Here is a 14533-nt window from a genome sequence, read left to right as displayed (position 1 = left end):
TGCTGTGCATTGGCTCGACCCTCAAGAAAAAAGCCCGCTGTCTTCGGACGGCGGGCTTTGTATTGTGCGGATGGGGCGTTCAGCGCCCGACGCCGAAGAAGCGATAGGCAATCACCCCGGCAGCCGCAATGCCACCGACGATGATGCAGAGCACTTTGGTGACCCGACCATTGCCGCGCCTGGAGCGACCCCAGTGTTCCGGCCCGATCAGGTCGATGGGGACGGTGGGTTTGCCTATGTCGGAAGCCTTTTCCATGGGAAGAAATATAGCGCAGGCCGGAAATCACTTTGCCCGGGCGTGGATTGTGTTGTCGTCGGACATCGCCGATCGCGCTGGATGCAGGAGGGCAAAAAATAACCCGCCGAAGCGGGTTCAACGAGCTTTTTTGCTTCGATGTGATGTCCCTGAAATCCTGGTTGTTGTGCTGTGTGACAGCGGGTACAAGATGCCATGTCATGCATCGGACTTTGTGGATACGGGGCATCGTCGACCGAAGTCGTCATCTGTAAATGTGAAATAGTGCATATATGAACCAAGAAATCATCCTTGAGAGCCTGGCCCGCGCGCTCGAAAGCTGGATCCGCCATGCTTCGGCAGACCAGCTCTGGCAGGTGCATCGGGCCGGCGGCCTTGGTGCCTCCATTCATGTGGACGCAGACATCGTCCGGGTGCGCGTCACGCTCGGCGAGCCGCGCAATGTGCTGTCGGACATCGGCAAGACGGATGGGCGATTGCCAGTCACCGAGGCGTTTCTCGGTAAGAGCATCACGGCCTGGGGCGCGCCACCGCCGCAGGGCAGTCCTGAGCGAGAGCAATGGTTCTTGTCGAACGAACTGGCGCAGACGCATGCACGACAGTACCTGATGGCGGAAGTCGCGGAGAAGCGCGACGTGCTCACGCGGTTTGTCGACGACTGGATCGCGCGCAACGGCTGAGCGGGTTCATGTGATGCCGTTGGACAAATAAAAAAGCCTGCTACCGGTGAGGTAGCAGGCTTTTTCAGCGTTTCCGCCATGTTGGTGGTGGGCCCTGAGTGACTCGAACACTCGACCTACGGATTAAGAGTCCGCTGCTCTACCAACTGAGCTAAGAGCCCCTGCGCTGTAAGCGACTAGCGTTTTCAGGCAAGACCACGAGTATATCCCAGAATTTTCGGGTGTCCAAAAAATTTGTGAAATGCGGCGTTAGGATGCGCCACCGACGGGGCCACGCCCCTCCTCAATCAGGAGCATTTTCTTATGAGCGATGCAAACACCACGCCGCACGTCGTGATCACCGGTGCCGCGGGCGCGCTGGGTCGTGCTGTGGCGCAGCAGTTCCTTGACCAGGGTGCGCGCCTTGCACTGGTCGATCACCATGCCGGGCGATTGACCGAGGTTTTTCCGGGGCTCGACAACTCGCAGCACCTGCTGCTCGCAGGCGACGTGACTTCTGCACCCGACATGGCTGAGCTGACCAGCCAGGTGCTCAAGGCTTTTGGCCGGGTCGACGCACTCGTGCACATCGCCGGCGGTTTCGAAATGGGGGAGGCAACGCATGCCCTGTCGCGCGCAAGCTGGGACCGCATGATGAATCTCAACGCATGGTCGTTCGTCGCGGTGACGCAGGCCGTGCTGCCTTCGATGATTGAGCGCAAGGCCGGCCGCATCGTCGCCGTGACGGCGAAGGTCGCGGCACGCGGCGTGCCGGCAATGGCCGCGTACATCGCATCGAAGAGCGCGCTGCAACGCCTGGTGGAAGCGATGGCGGCCGAAGCCGCACCGCACGGCGTCAGCGTGAACAGCGTTGCGCCGAGCGTGCTGGACACGCCGGCGAATCGCCAGGCGATGCCCGATGCCAATCCTGCAGAGTGGGTGTCGACGTCGGTCGCGGCGCAGACCATCGGCTTCCTCGCATCGCCCGCCGCGGCGGCGTTGCATGGCCAGCACTTGACACTCGATACCTGAGCGCCAAAAAGAAAAGGCCCTGGCGGTTGCCAAGGCCTTTCGAATCGGTTGGTGGAGAGGATGAGGATCGAACTCACGACCTCCGCATTGCGAACGCGGCGCTCTCCCAGCTGAGCTACCCCCCCAACACGGGGTAAATTCTAACCAGACTCCCGTGCCGCCGCAGGTTGTGTCGTGCCAAGATTCGCGCCTCGCAAAACCAAGAGCAGCAATCGCATGGCCTCGTACGACCCCGCCTGGCTGGAAGGCATGTACAACAATCTCGCGCGGGTGAAAAACCACCCCGTGTACTTCGAGCGTTGGGCGCGCGAATCGGCGGCGGTGCGCGACGCCTTGCCCGGCCGGATCGACCTTCGCTACGGCAAGGACCCGAGCGAAACGCTCGACATTTTTCCGGCGCCGATCCCCGACGCGCCGGTCCTGGTCTTCATCCACGGCGGCTACTGGCGTGCGATGGACAAGAGTCAGCATTCCTTCATCGCACCGTCGTTCAACGACCGCGGCATCTGCGTCGTCGTGCCCAACTACGCGTTGTGTCCCGGACCGGTCGAGGCGCCCGTCACCGTGCCGGGCATCCTCATGCAGATGGTGCGTGCGCTCGAGTGGACCTGGCGCCACGTCGCGGCCTATGGCGGCGACCCCTCGCGCATCACCGTCGCGGGTCATTCGGCCGGCGGCCACATGGCGGCGGCGCTGTTGGCGTGCGGCTGGAAAGCGGTCTCGCCCGATCTGCCCGCACAGTTGGTGCGCAACGCGCTCTCGATCTCGGGCCTCTACGACCTGCGCCCGCTGCAGCGAACACCGTTCCTGGAAAACACGCTGAAACTGACCGACGCAGACGCTCGCCGCGCGAGCCCTGCGCTCTGGCCCGCACCGCCGCGGGGCCAGCTCTACACCGTCGCCGGCGGCGAGGAGAGCCCCGAATTCCTCCGTCACAACGCGATGATCCGCGACGCCTGGGGGCGCAACACCGTGCCGGTGTGCGAGGTGCTTCCGGGCCTCGACCACTTCGGCGTGGTCGATGCATTCGCCGATCCGGCCCACTCGCTGCACCGCCACGCGGTGCAACTGCTCGAAGCCTGAACGACAGCGCCCGGGGCAGGGCGCTTACATCAGCAGGTGTTCGCCCGCGTTGTCGCCACCCAGCGTGACGTAGTTGACCTTGCGGATGTCCATCAGCGTGCGGCCGCCCGCGTAGCTGATGGAGCTCTGCACATCCTGCTCCATCTCGACCAGCGTGTCGGCCAGCTTGCCCTTGATGGGTTCGAGGATGCGCTTGCCCTCGACGTGCTTGTACTCGCCCTTGTTGAAGTCGCTGGCCGAGCCGTAGTACTCCTTGAAGAGCGCCCCATCGACTTCCACCGTCTTCCCCGGCGACTCTTCGTGACCCGCGAACAGCGAGCCGATCATCACCATCGAGGCGCCAAAACGCACGCTCTTGGCGATGTCGCCGTGGTCGCGGATGCCACCGTCCGCAATGATCGGCTTGGTCGCCACGCGCGCGCACCACTTGAGCGCCGACAGCTGCCAGCCGCCCGTGCCGAAGCCCGTCTTGAGCTTGGTGATGCAGACCTTGCCCGGGCCGATGCCGACCTTGGTTGCGTCCGCGCCCCAGTTCTCCAGGTCGATCACCGCTTCGGGCGTGCCGACGTTGCCGGCGATCACGAAGGTCTTCGGCAGCTTCTCCTTGAGGTAGCCGATCATGTTCTTCACGCTGTCGGCATGGCCGTGCGCGATGTCGATCGTGATGTATTCGGGGGTGAGTCCTTGGGCGACCAACTGGTCGACGGTCTCGTAGTCGGGCTTCTTCACGCCGAGCGAGATGGAGGCGAACACGCCCTTGCCCTGCATGTCCTTGACGAACTTCACGTTGTCCAGGTCGAAGCGGTGCATCACGTAGAAGTAGCCGTTCTGCGCGAGCCACAGGCAGATCGACTCGTCGACCACCGTCTTCATGTTGGCCGGCACCACCGGCAGGCGGAAGGTGCGCTCGCCCAGCGTCACGCTGGCATCGCATTCCGAACGGCTCTCCACGCGGCACTTGCGGGGAAGCAAAAGGATGTTGTCGTAATCGAAGATTTGCATGACCAGGCTCCTGAAAGGAATCGTTGAAAGAAACGAATGAGCGCTTGGTCCGGCCGGCCTTTGCGGTGCTTCTCGAAAAAGAAAACGCCCACAAAAAACCGGGCGCAAGAAACTTGGGCCCGGTGATTGATTTTACGCGGGGTCCCGAAGGCAGGTCTTCCAGTTCTTCATATAACCCGCATACGCGGTGGTTTCTACAATCGGTGGATGTTGTTTAACGATCCTGCGGCTGACGCCCACTCCCCGAATCCTTCGGACCTGCCGCTGCTGCACAACCTGAACGCGGAACAGCTCGCCGCGGTCACCTTGCCCCAGGGCAATGCGCTCATCCTCGCGGGCGCTGGTTCCGGCAAGACGCGGGTGCTCACCACCCGCATCGCCTGGCTGCTCCAGACCGGGCAGGTCTCCGCCGGCGGCATCCTCGCCGTGACCTTCACGAACAAGGCTGCCAAGGAAATGATGACGCGGCTGACGGCGATCCTGCCGGTCAACGTGCGCGGCATGTGGATCGGCACCTTCCACGGCCTGTGCAACCGCCTGCTGCGCGCGCACTGGAAACTCGCGAACCTGCCTTCGACCTTCCAGATCCTCGACACGCAAGACCAGCTCTCTGCCATCAAGCGCCTGATGAAGCAGTTCAATGTCGACGACGAGCGTTTCCCCGCCAAGCAGACCCAGTGGTTCATCGCCGGGGCCAAGGAGGACGGCCTGCGCCCGAAGGACGTGGAAATCCGCAGCGACGACGACCGCAAGAAGGTCGAGCTCTACCAGCTCTACGAGGAGCAGTGCCAACGCGAAGGCGTGGTCGATTTCGGCGAGCTCATGCTGCGCAGCTACGAACTGCTGCGCGACAACGATCCGGTGCGCGAGCACTACCAGCGGCGCTTTCGCCACATCCTGATCGACGAGTTCCAGGACACCAACCGCCTGCAGTACGCGTGGATCAAGATGCTCTCGGGCAACACCGTCGGCGGCCAGTTCACCCCGAACCCGAACAACAGCGTGATCGCCGTGGGCGACGACGACCAGAGCATCTACGCCTTCCGCGGTGCGCGCGTGGGCAACATGGTCGACTTCGTGCGCGAGTTCGACGTGCAGCACCAGATCAAGCTGGAGCAGAACTACCGCAGCTACAGCAACATCCTCGACTCCGCCAACGAGCTCATCAGCCACAACAAGAAGCGCCTGGGCAAGAACCTGCGCACCGACCAGGGCCCCGGCGAACCGGTGCGGGTGTACGAGTCGCCGACCGACCTCGCCGAGGCGCAGTGGATGGTCGAGGAAATGCGCCAGCTCGTGCGCGACGGCTTCGACCGCAAGGAGATGGCCGTGCTCTACCGCAGCAACGCGCAGAGCCGGGTGATCGAAACGGCGCTCTTCAATGCCTCGGTGCCGTACCGCGTGTATGGCGGCCTGCGCTTCTTCGAGCGCGCCGAAATCAAGCACGCGCTGGCCTACCTGCGCTTGCTCGAGAACAAGGACGACGACACGAGCTTCCTGCGCGTCGTCAACTTCCCGCCGCGTGGCATCGGCGCGCGCACGCTCGAAACCCTGCAGGACGCGGCGCGTGCGGCCGGGCGTTCGTTGCACGACGCGGTCAGCGTGGTCGGCGGCAAGGCGGGTGCGAACCTCACGGGCTTCGTCGCCAAGATCGACGTGCTGCGCGAGCAGACCCAGGGCGTGAGCCTGCGCGAGATCATCGAGCTGGTGCTCGACCACAGCGGCCTCGTCGAACACTACAAGGCCGACCGCGAAGGCGCGGACCGCCTGGAGAATCTGGACGAACTGGTGAACGCGGCCGAGAGCTTCGTCACGCAGGAAGGCTTCGGCCGCGATGCCGTGGCGCTGCCGGTTGACGAACTGCGCCAGTCGCCCGCGAGCCAGGGGGTCGATCCGAGCCGCCCGGTGCTCGACGAGCCGCTCGCCCCCGACGCCGAGACCGGCGAAACGCTGAGCCCGCTGGCCGCGTTCCTCACGCACGCCGCGCTCGAATCGGGCGACAACCAGGCGCAGGCCGGCCAGGACGCGGTGCAGCTCATGACCGTGCATGCCGCCAAGGGCCTGGAGTTCGACTGCGTGTTCATCACCGGCATGGAAGAGGGCCTGTTCCCGCACGAGAACTCGATGAGCGATTTCGAGAGCCTGGAGGAAGAGCGCCGCCTGATGTACGTGGCGATCACGCGCGCCCGCAAGCGCCTGTACCTGAGCCATTCGCAGACGCGCATGCTGCACGGGCAGACCCGCTACAACGTCAAGAGCCGCTTCTTCGACGAGCTGCCCGAAGGCGCGCTCAAGTGGCTCACGCCCAAGAACCAGGGCTTCACGCCCTCGGCCTTCGGCTATGGCGGCGGCTACGCGAGCACGCGCGGCGGCAGTGGCAGCTATGGCGGCGGAAGCAGCGGTTATGGCGGCGGAAGTGGTGGCTACGGCGGCAGCAAGGACACCTTCGCGAGTCCGCCGGTGCCGCCGCAGAAGGCCGCGCCCTCGCATGGCCTGCGCTCGGGCATGCAGGTGTTCCACAACAAGTTCGGCGAAGGCACGGTGCTGGCCCTCGAAGGAACGGGCGACGACGCGCGAGCGCAGGTCAAGTTCACCCGCCACGGCGTGAAGTGGCTGGCGCTGTCGGTGGCCAAGCTCACGCCGGTTTGATGCTGCTACTAAACCTATAGCTAACAGCATAGGCCGGGCGGGCGCCACAGCGGTTTCAGCCGGGATCAGCCGTACACTCCGGACTCGCCAAAACACGGGGAGTCAGGGATGTGGTTCATAGGCATGATGGCCGGCCTGTTCATTGGGGCGCTGTTCGAATCGGTGCCGGTGGCGCTGGTTCTCGCACTCGTCGGCGCGTACGCGTTCTCGCAGCTGTTCGGCAAGAAGAAAAAGGACGCGCCGCAGCGCACCGAGGCTGAAGGCGGCCTGGCGGATGGCCGCGCTGTCGGCACGCCGGCCGCGACCGCACCCGCAGGCGGCGTGCTGAAGCTGCAGCAGCGGGTGACCGAACTCGAGGAGCGCGTCAGCCAGCTCGAGCGCCGGCTCGCGCAGGGCGTGGGCGACGCGGCCGCCGCCCCAGCGGCTGCTGCGCCGGTCGCCGATCTCGCCACCTCCATGGCCAGCACGCCGGTTGCGGAGTCGCCTTCATTGCCGCTGGGCCAACCAGCGACCGCACGCGCCAACGAAATGGTGCGGCCCCGCATCTCGACCATGCAGGTTTCGCGGCCCGTCGTCGTTGCCAAGGAGCCCGCTGCGGAAGCACCGGCCGCATCCGCCATTCCCGTTGTCGACAAACCCGCCGCGCCACGTCCGCCGGAAACCGTCACTGCCCCTGCGCCGGTCGCCGTGCCGCCGCTGGTTCGCCGGCCACCCCCTCCGCCGCCGCCGCCACCGGTTCCGTTGCGCGACCACCTGCCCGCACCGATCGCCAATCTGATCTTCGGCGGCAACATGCTGGTCAAGCTCGGCGTGCTGATCCTGTTTCTCGGCCTGGCCTTCCTGCTGCGCTACACGGCCGAACGCGTCACGGTGCCGATCGAACTGCGCTATGCCGCGGTCGCCTTGGTCGGCGCGGGCCTGCTGGTGCTGGGCTGGCTGTTGCGCCACAAGCGCGCGGGCTATGCGCTGATATTGCAGGGCGCGGGCATCGGCGTCTTCTATCTCACGACACTCGCGGCCATGAAGCTGAGCGGACTGCTGCCGGCCAGCGTGGGCTTCGCGTTCCTCTTCGGCGTGGCGGTGCTCAGTGCCGCGCTCGCGGTGCTCCAGAACGCGCCTTTGCTCGCGATCGTCGCGGCGCTCGAAGGCTTCGCGGCACCGGTGCTGGCATCGACCGGCTCCAACCAGCCGGTCGGCCTCTTCACCTACCTCTTGGTGCTCGACGTGGGCATCGTGCTGATCGCCTGGTTCAAGGCCTGGCGCGTGCTCAACCTGATCGGCTTCGTGGGCACCTTCACCCTCGCGGCCGGCTGGGCGCACAAGTACTACAGCGACGACCAGTACGGCATCGTGCAGCCGTTCCTCGTCGTGTTCTTCCTTCTCTTCACAGACATTGGCTTGTTCTTCGCGCGCCGCACGTTGTTCGATGCGCCGGTGCAGCCTGCGCAGCCGCTGGCCACGCGCGCGCTCGACACCTTGCGCCGCGCCGGCCGGGTCGACAGTTCGCTGGTGTTCGGCACGCCGATGGTCGCCTTCGGCATGCAGTACCTGCTGATGCGCCCGTGGGAACACGGCGCCGCCTTCTCGGCGATGGTGCTCGCGGCCTTCTATCTCGTGATGGGCCGGCTGGTGTTCGCCACGCAGCCCAAGGGCCTGGCGCTGCTGGCGGAGGCCTATGCCATCGTCGGTGTGATCTTCGGCACGCTCGCCATTCCGCTCGGCCTCGAGGGGCGGTGGACCGGCGCGGCATGGGCGGTCGAAGCGGCCGGCATGTACTGGCTGGGCGCGCGGCAAGGGCGTGTCTATGCGCGGGCCTTCTCGTTCCTGGTGTTCGCCGGCGCGGTGTGGAAACTGCTCGAAGCCACGCAACTCGACGGGGCGGCGGGGCATCCGCTGCTGCAAGGCTCGGTGATCGGCCCGCTGCTGGTGGCGGCGAGCGCCTTCGCGATGTGGGCCATGCACCGCCGCGCCAAGCTCGATGACGGCAACGGCCTCGAAGCCATCGTCGGCAGCGCCTTGCCGTGGCTCGGCATGGCCGCGCTCACGCTGCTCCCGTGGCAGTGGTTCACGCCGCCCTGGGCCGCGGCGGCGACGGCCGTGCTCGCATCGGTCACCTTCGCGGTCGCCGTGCGCTTCGCGCTGCTGCCACTCACCTACGTGAGCTTCGGCATGCAGGCGCTGGCGGTGGCGGGCTTCATTGCCACGCTGCACCGCACAGGCGATGGCCTCGATGCCGGGCAGGCGCTCGAAAGCGGCTGGCAGGGCGCCGCGGCCGCCTGCCTGATCGCGCTCAGCGTGCTCGGCAGCGCCGCCTGGTCGATGCTGCAGGCGCATCGTGCGGCACTGGCGCGCGGCGTGCAGCCCGAGTGGTCGATCGGCAATGTGGTGGGCGTGATCGCGGGCGTGGGCCTGCTGCATCTCGCGATGCTGTTCCAGATCAGCTTCGGCCAGGCCGCGCTGCTGTGGCCGCTGACCGCCACCGTCGTGCTGTGGGTGGCGCTGCGCATGGCGCACCTGCCGCTCGCGGCGTTCGCGGGCGGGCTGCATGCGGTCTCGGCGATTCTTTTCGTCATGCTGGCGGAAATGGGCGGCGACATGCGCGTGCTGCGTCCCGCTTTCGGACATCTTGGTTTCTGGACGCCGGTGGTGATGGGCCTCACTGCGCTGCTGGCCGGCGACTGGCTGCGCGACGAAGCGCGCCCGCGCGCGGGCGAGCCCGCTGGCGTGGCGCGCAAGCGCTGGGTCAATGCCTGGTGTGCCCTTCCCGCGGTGCTGTGGACGCCGGTGGTCTGGGGCCTGTTCTGGTGGCTGTTCGGCGCGCTGGACGAGAGCGTCCGGGTGCTGAACCTCCATGCGCTGGCGAGCCACGTGCCCGCGGTCGCGATGGCGGTCGTGCTCCTGACGTCCGTGCTGTCGGCGCTCGTGGCGCACCGGCGCGACTGGCCGCAGCTCGGCCGGGCGACCCTGGCCACGCTGCCGGGCTTCGGCTTGATCGCCGCCTATGGCATTGCAGGCGGGCCGACGCTGTTCTACGTGCCGTCGAGCGCGCTCGGCTGGATCGCGTGGCCGCTGGCGCTCGTGTGGCACCTGCGCCTGCTGCGCACGCAAAAACGCTGGGTCGACGTCTCGGCGCTGACGCCATTCCATGTCGCGGGCTTCTGGCTGTTCCTGCTGCTCGCGGCACGCGAATGCCAGTGGCTGTTCGGCCGCATCGCCGCCGAGTGGTCGAGTTGGCAACTGCTGGGCTGGGCCATCGTGCCGGCGCTGGTGCTGTGGGCGCTGCGCTCTCGCGTGCTGCTGCAGCGCTGGCCGCTCGATGAATACCGCAGCGCCTACCTGGAGTTCGCCGCAACGCCGGTGGCGGTGTATCTGTTCGCATGGGTCTGGGTCACCAACGCGGTGAGCCCCGGCGATGCGGCGCCGTTGCCGTATGTGCCGCTGCTCAACCCGCTCGAACTCGCGCAATGGCTCGTGCTGTTCGCGATGGTGCTCTGGTGGCGCGCGCTGCCGCCGGGCTCGTTCGCGCGCGTGCAGCCGATGGTCGCCAAGGGCGCGGCCGGCTTCACCGGCCTCGCGCTGCTGACCGGCATGGTGCTGCGCACCTGCCATCACTACGCGGGCGTGGAATGGCGCTTCGATGCGCTCTACGCCTCGTGGCTCACGCAGGCGGCGCTGTCGATCACCTGGGCGATCTGCGGCGTGGTCGCGATGGTGCTCGGCCACGGACGCCGGGTGCGGACGTTGTGGATCGCGGGTGCCGCGCTGCTCGGCGTGGTGGTGCTGAAGCTGTTCTTCGTCGAACTGGCGGACCGCGGCGGGCTGTTCCGCATCGTGTCGTTCATTGCCGTCGGAGCCTTGCTGTTGCTGGTGGGGTACTTCGCGCCGGTGCCGCCGAAGAAGGAAGTGGCGGAGCCGAAAACGGCGCCGGCCGAAGGAGGTGCGACATGAGCGGTCGTTCGATTCGCGTGGTTCTCGCCGCGCTGACAGCCGCGGCAGGCGTGGCACAGGCGCAGCCGGTCACTTCCGCCCCCATCGCGCTGCAGGGTGCCGGGCCGTACCACCGGCTCACGCTGCCGCTCGCCATCTACGGCCGTGCCGCCTATGGCGATCTCGGCGACCTGCGGGTCCGCAATGCGGCCGGGCACGCGGTGCCCTATGCCTGGCTGCGCAACGAAGCCGCCGCGCCGCGCACGGCTTCGCAGGCGGTGCCGATCTTCGCGCTGCCCGGCAATGCCGCGACAGGCGACACCGCGCTTGCGTTCACCGTGCGACCCGACGGCTCGCTGGCGCTGGACAACAAGGCTACCGCCAAGCCGAACGATGCGACGCAGTGGCTCATCGACGTGAGCCAGGTCAAAGGCAGCCTGTTGCAGGCGCGCTTCGAGGTCGCGCCCGATGCGCGCGGCCTGTTCGCCTTCCGGCTGGAGGCCAGCGACGACCTCCGGCAGTGGCGTCCAGTGGGCGGCGAAGAGCAACTGGTGCGCCTCGCCCACGGCGGCCAGGCCATCGAGCGCATGGCGGTTGAATTGGGCAACCTGCGCACGCGCTTCCTGCGCCTGCGCTGGAGCGATCCGCAACAGGGCGCGCCGCTCGCCAAGGTGGAGATCGACAGCGTGCAGGAGATCGAGCCGGTGGCGCCGATCGAATGGTCCGGCGCGCTGAAGCCGGAGCGTTGCGCCGAGGACTACTGCGACTACGTTCTGCCGCGCGGCTTGCCGGTGCAGAGCTTGCGCATCGACCTGCCCGACATCAACACGCTGGCGCAGGTCGGCGTGTCGGGCCTGCTCGATGCCGCGCCGGCATCGGCGACGCCGCCGCAATTCGTGCCGCGCAACCCGCTCTACGCGTTGCGGCACCCGCAGCGTCGAACGACCCCGTTGCCCACTGGCCCGGGCGAGGCGCCGCTGCTCGACACGGTGGTGTATCGCCTCGCGCAGGCGGGCGGCGAAGCGCGTTCGCCGGTGCTGGCGCTCGACGGCGCTGTGTATTCGCGCCTCAGGCTGCGTACTTCAGGCCCGGTGAGCGTGCTCGGCGCGACGCCGCCGACGATTGCGGTGGGCGCCACGCCGCGCATGCTGGTGTTTCTTGCACAGGGTGGCGCGCCGTTCTCGCTGGCATGGAGCGCGGCACCGGACAAGGGCGCGGTTCAAGGCACGGTGCCGGGCGCGCCGCTCGCGTTGTCGACGCTGATCCCGGGCTACGCCGCGGACAAGCCCGTCGTGGCGGACGACGCTTCTGTCACCCTGCCTGTGGCGGCGGTGGAGGCTGCCGTCGCCGCTGCCGCGCTTGCGCCCGTTCCCGAGGCGGCGCCGAACGATCCGTCGCGCAAATGGTGGCTCTGGGGTGCGCTGGGGGTCGGCCTGCTGTTGCTTGCAGGCATGGCGTGGTCGCTGTTCGCGAGCCTGCGCAAGGACAGGGCTGCGAACGGCTGACCGGGGTCAGTTCGGATCGAAGCTGTCGCGGAAGGTGAACCAGGTCGAGCTCAGCGACATGGCCGCCAGCACCAGCGCCGTGCCGATCATCAGGATGTTTCCGACCGCCACGGCAGCGCCGCCCGCGCCCAGCGCGCCGACGCCCACCAGCACGGTGGCGACCAGGCCCATCGCGATCCCGGCCAGCAGGAACACGCCGAACCACGCGAGCACGAACAACGCGTAGGCGCTGAAGTTGCGGAACAGCGCGACGATGCTGAAGAAGATGCTCTTGACCGGCTCCACGCGGTGCCAGTGCACCAGCGCCGGCGCGTGCCACATGGCCAGCGACAGCGGCAGGTTCAGGCACATCAGGAGCACGCGGGCCAGCTGGAAATCGCTGCTGGCCATCACCTCGGGCGAGATCGCGTCGTCGAGCAGGTAGGCACGCATGAGCTGCCCGCCGTCGACCAGCGCGGTGACCATCACCGCGAACACGAAATACACCGCCGAGATCGCGCCCAGCACCACCAGCGAGCGCCATTCGGCGCGCATGGCACCGAACACCTCGACGAACATCGCGGAGCCCGTGGGCCGCTGCAGATCGCCGGGGCGGGTCGCACGGCTGAGGCCGTCGGGGTTGCCGTCCTCGTGCGCCACCGAGGTCGCCACCATCAGGCCCAGTGTCATGAAGGGCAGCAGCACCGGCGCGATCACGCTGCCGATGAGCGGCAGCACCGACACCATCGAGATCGCCGCCATGAACAGGAAGAACAGCGAGATGAAGGCGAGCGGCTGTCGCCAGAAGGTTTTGAGTCCGGAGCGGACCCAGGCGGCGCCGGTTCGCGCCGGCACGAGGTTGAGTTTCATGGGGTCCGGATCATGCGGCCATGAGCGGCTCGAGAGCCTGCGCCATGGCATGCGGATGGGTGGCGCGCCAGCGCAGCACGCGCTCGAAGTGCGTGGGGTCGTGGGGCTTGAGCATGCTGGCCTCGCGCGGCAGGTGGAAATCCCACAGGCGCGAGATCCAGAAGCGCAGCGCCGCGGCGCGCAGCATCGCAGGCAGCAGGGCGCGTTCGGAGGCGTTCAGCGGGCGCACGGTCTCGTAGGCGGAGAGCAGGGCGTCGGCACGCGCGGCATCGTGCACGCCGGTGGCGAGGTCGATGGCCCAGTCGTTCAGGCACACCGAGAGGTCGAAGAGCCAGGTGTCGGTGCCGGCGAAGTAGAAGTCGAACACGCCGGTCAGGCGAGGTGCCGAGCCGGGCTCGCCGTCGGTCGCGAACATCACGTTGTCGCGGAACATGTCGGCATGCACCGGCCCGCGCGGCAGCGCCGCGTAGGCCGACGATTCGGCGATGTGGTTCTGGTAGGCGAGCTCTGCGCGCAAGAGCGCGGCCTGCGGCTCGTCGATGTAGGGCAGCACCACCGGAACGGTCTCGTTCCACCATGCGAGGCCGCGCAGGTTCGGCTGGATGCGCGGGAAGTCGCGCGCGGCGATGTGCATGCGTGCCAGCATCTCGCCCAGCTCGGCGCAGTGCGCCGCGGTCGGGGCGAGCTCGCTATGGCCCGACAGGCGCTGCACCAGCGCAGCCGGCTTGCCCGCCACGACGTGCAGAAGCTCGCAGGGCGCATTGGCGGGAACCGTCAGTGCGTGGCCCTTGGGGGCTTCCACGGCCGGGTCGGCCACGGGTTCCGGCACCGGGAGGCCGCGGGCCGCCAAGTGCTTCATGAGGCAAAGGTAGTAGGGCAACTGCTCGGCATGGAGGCGCTCGAACAGCGTGAGCACGAACTCGCCGGACTCGGTGGTCGCGAAGTAGTTGGTGTTCTCGATGCCGCCCTCGATGCCGCGCAGGTCGCGCAATGCGCCCATGCCCAGACGCTGGACGAGCGCGTCTGCCTCGCCGAACTCGACTTCGGTAAAAACTGCCATGGGGGTGCTCAGCGACGAGCCGGGAATGCGGGGGACTGGAACGACGGCGGCACGGTCAGAACTTCATCACGTTCCAGACGCGTGCACCGCTGCCACCGGAATTCGCGTCGTTCGAGCCGCGGGCGGTGCCTGCGTCGTTGGGCAGCACCTCGTAGCCCGGCATGTTCGACTTCGGCTTGACGTTGATGCTCTGGGTGCGGCCGCCGTAGCGGACTTCATCGACCGAGGCGCCGCTGTCTTCCGTGTGGATGTGCTCGATCTTCTGGTTGCGGCGGCCGTCGGCCCGCTCCTGATTTTGTAGCGGCTCCGCCGGAGCCGGGGTGGCAGCGGGCGCGGACTGCGCCTGCGCGGCGGCGAAGGGGGCTGCAAAGGCCAGCGCCAGCAGGATGCGGCGGGCAATCAGGAGTGTGGAGCTAGGCATGCCTTCATTGTAGGCGCGCACCCGCTCCAGGGGTGTCGGTGCGCAGCGCATGGCGCCGTGGTTCTGTGCGCCGGTCCGGGCACGGCAAAA

The 14533-nt window shown here is 67.3% G+C and carries 11 protein-coding genes and 2 tRNA genes; 6 read left to right on the top strand and 7 right to left on the bottom strand.

The window, feature by feature from the left end; all coding sequences use genetic code 11:
- Positions 1 to 79: 79 nt before the first annotated feature.
- Positions 80 to 256, bottom strand: coding sequence for a hypothetical protein (locus J2W23_RS05705; protein WP_176658862.1), 177 nt, complete (start codon positions 254 to 256; stop codon positions 80 to 82).
- Positions 257 to 528: 272 nt separating this feature from the next.
- On the opposite strand from J2W23_RS05705, the gene J2W23_RS05700 reads away from it, so the two are divergent.
- Positions 529 to 936 (top strand): hypothetical protein, encoded by a 408-nt coding sequence (locus J2W23_RS05700; protein WP_176658861.1) that lies wholly within the window; start codon positions 529 to 531, stop codon positions 934 to 936.
- An 85-nt stretch (positions 937 to 1021) separates the two neighbouring features.
- On the opposite strand, the gene J2W23_RS05695 is transcribed toward J2W23_RS05700, so the two are convergent.
- Positions 1022 to 1097, bottom strand: a tRNA-Lys gene (locus J2W23_RS05695).
- Positions 1098 to 1239: 142 nt separating this feature from the next.
- Between J2W23_RS05695 and J2W23_RS05690 the strand changes: the two genes are divergently transcribed.
- Complete coding sequence (locus tag J2W23_RS05690) at positions 1240 to 1947, top strand: SDR family NAD(P)-dependent oxidoreductase (RefSeq protein ID WP_307647968.1); 708 nt, start codon at positions 1240 to 1242, stop codon at positions 1945 to 1947.
- A gap of 49 nt (positions 1948 to 1996) precedes the next feature.
- On the opposite strand, the gene J2W23_RS05685 is transcribed toward J2W23_RS05690, so the two are convergent.
- Positions 1997 to 2072 (bottom strand) — tRNA-Ala (locus tag J2W23_RS05685).
- 91 nt (positions 2073 to 2163) lie between these two features.
- Here J2W23_RS05685 and J2W23_RS05680 point away from each other — a divergent pair.
- Positions 2164 to 3030, top strand: coding sequence for an alpha/beta hydrolase (locus tag J2W23_RS05680; RefSeq protein ID WP_176658859.1), 867 nt, complete (start codon positions 2164 to 2166; stop codon positions 3028 to 3030).
- 24 nt (positions 3031 to 3054) lie between these two features.
- Here J2W23_RS05680 and J2W23_RS05675 read toward each other — a convergent pair whose 3' ends face one another.
- On the bottom strand, positions 3055 to 4032 hold the full coding sequence (locus J2W23_RS05675; RefSeq protein WP_307647967.1) for a GMP reductase: 978 nt from the start codon (positions 4030 to 4032) through the stop codon (positions 3055 to 3057).
- A gap of 207 nt (positions 4033 to 4239) precedes the next feature.
- Here J2W23_RS05675 and J2W23_RS05670 point away from each other — a divergent pair, with 207 nt between their 5' ends.
- The 3 genes from J2W23_RS05670 to J2W23_RS05660 all read left to right on the top strand — a co-directional run bounded on the left by J2W23_RS05670 (position 4240) and on the right by J2W23_RS05660 (position 12113).
- Entirely contained in the window at positions 4240 to 6681 is a 2442-nt protein-coding gene (locus J2W23_RS05670) for a UvrD-helicase domain-containing protein (RefSeq protein WP_307647966.1), read from the top strand.
- A gap of 108 nt (positions 6682 to 6789) precedes the next feature.
- Complete coding sequence (locus J2W23_RS05665) at positions 6790 to 10629, top strand: DUF2339 domain-containing protein (protein ID WP_307647965.1); 3840 nt, start codon at positions 6790 to 6792, stop codon at positions 10627 to 10629.
- Complete coding sequence (locus J2W23_RS05660) at positions 10626 to 12113, top strand: DUF3999 domain-containing protein (RefSeq protein ID WP_307647964.1); 1488 nt, start codon at positions 10626 to 10628, stop codon at positions 12111 to 12113. The genes J2W23_RS05665 and J2W23_RS05660 overlap by 4 nt, the downstream gene beginning before the upstream one ends.
- A gap of 6 nt (positions 12114 to 12119) precedes the next feature.
- Here J2W23_RS05660 and J2W23_RS05655 read toward each other — a convergent pair whose 3' ends face one another.
- Genes J2W23_RS05655 through J2W23_RS05645 form a run of 3 tightly spaced genes read right to left on the bottom strand, consistent with a single transcriptional unit; the run spans position 12120 to position 14443 of the window.
- Positions 12120 to 12962 (bottom strand): BPSS1780 family membrane protein, encoded by an 843-nt coding sequence (locus J2W23_RS05655; protein WP_176658854.1) that lies wholly within the window; start codon positions 12960 to 12962, stop codon positions 12120 to 12122.
- Between the two features lie 10 nt (positions 12963 to 12972).
- Positions 12973 to 14022 carry a homoserine kinase gene (locus J2W23_RS05650; protein WP_176658853.1) on the bottom strand — a complete coding sequence of 350 codons (1050 nt, stop codon included), beginning with the start codon at positions 14020 to 14022 and terminating at the stop codon, positions 12973 to 12975.
- A gap of 55 nt (positions 14023 to 14077) precedes the next feature.
- The gene (locus J2W23_RS05645) at positions 14078 to 14443 is read right to left on the bottom strand and encodes a hypothetical protein (RefSeq protein ID WP_307647963.1); all 366 of its coding nucleotides are present in this window, start codon (positions 14441 to 14443) and stop codon (positions 14078 to 14080) included.
- Positions 14444 to 14533 lie beyond the last annotated feature (90 nt).

This window comes from Variovorax boronicumulans (genome assembly GCF_030812215.1).
Taxonomy (GTDB): domain Bacteria; phylum Pseudomonadota; class Gammaproteobacteria; order Burkholderiales; family Burkholderiaceae_C; genus Variovorax; species Variovorax boronicumulans_C.
This window is presented reverse-complemented; position numbering and strand designations above follow the sequence as displayed.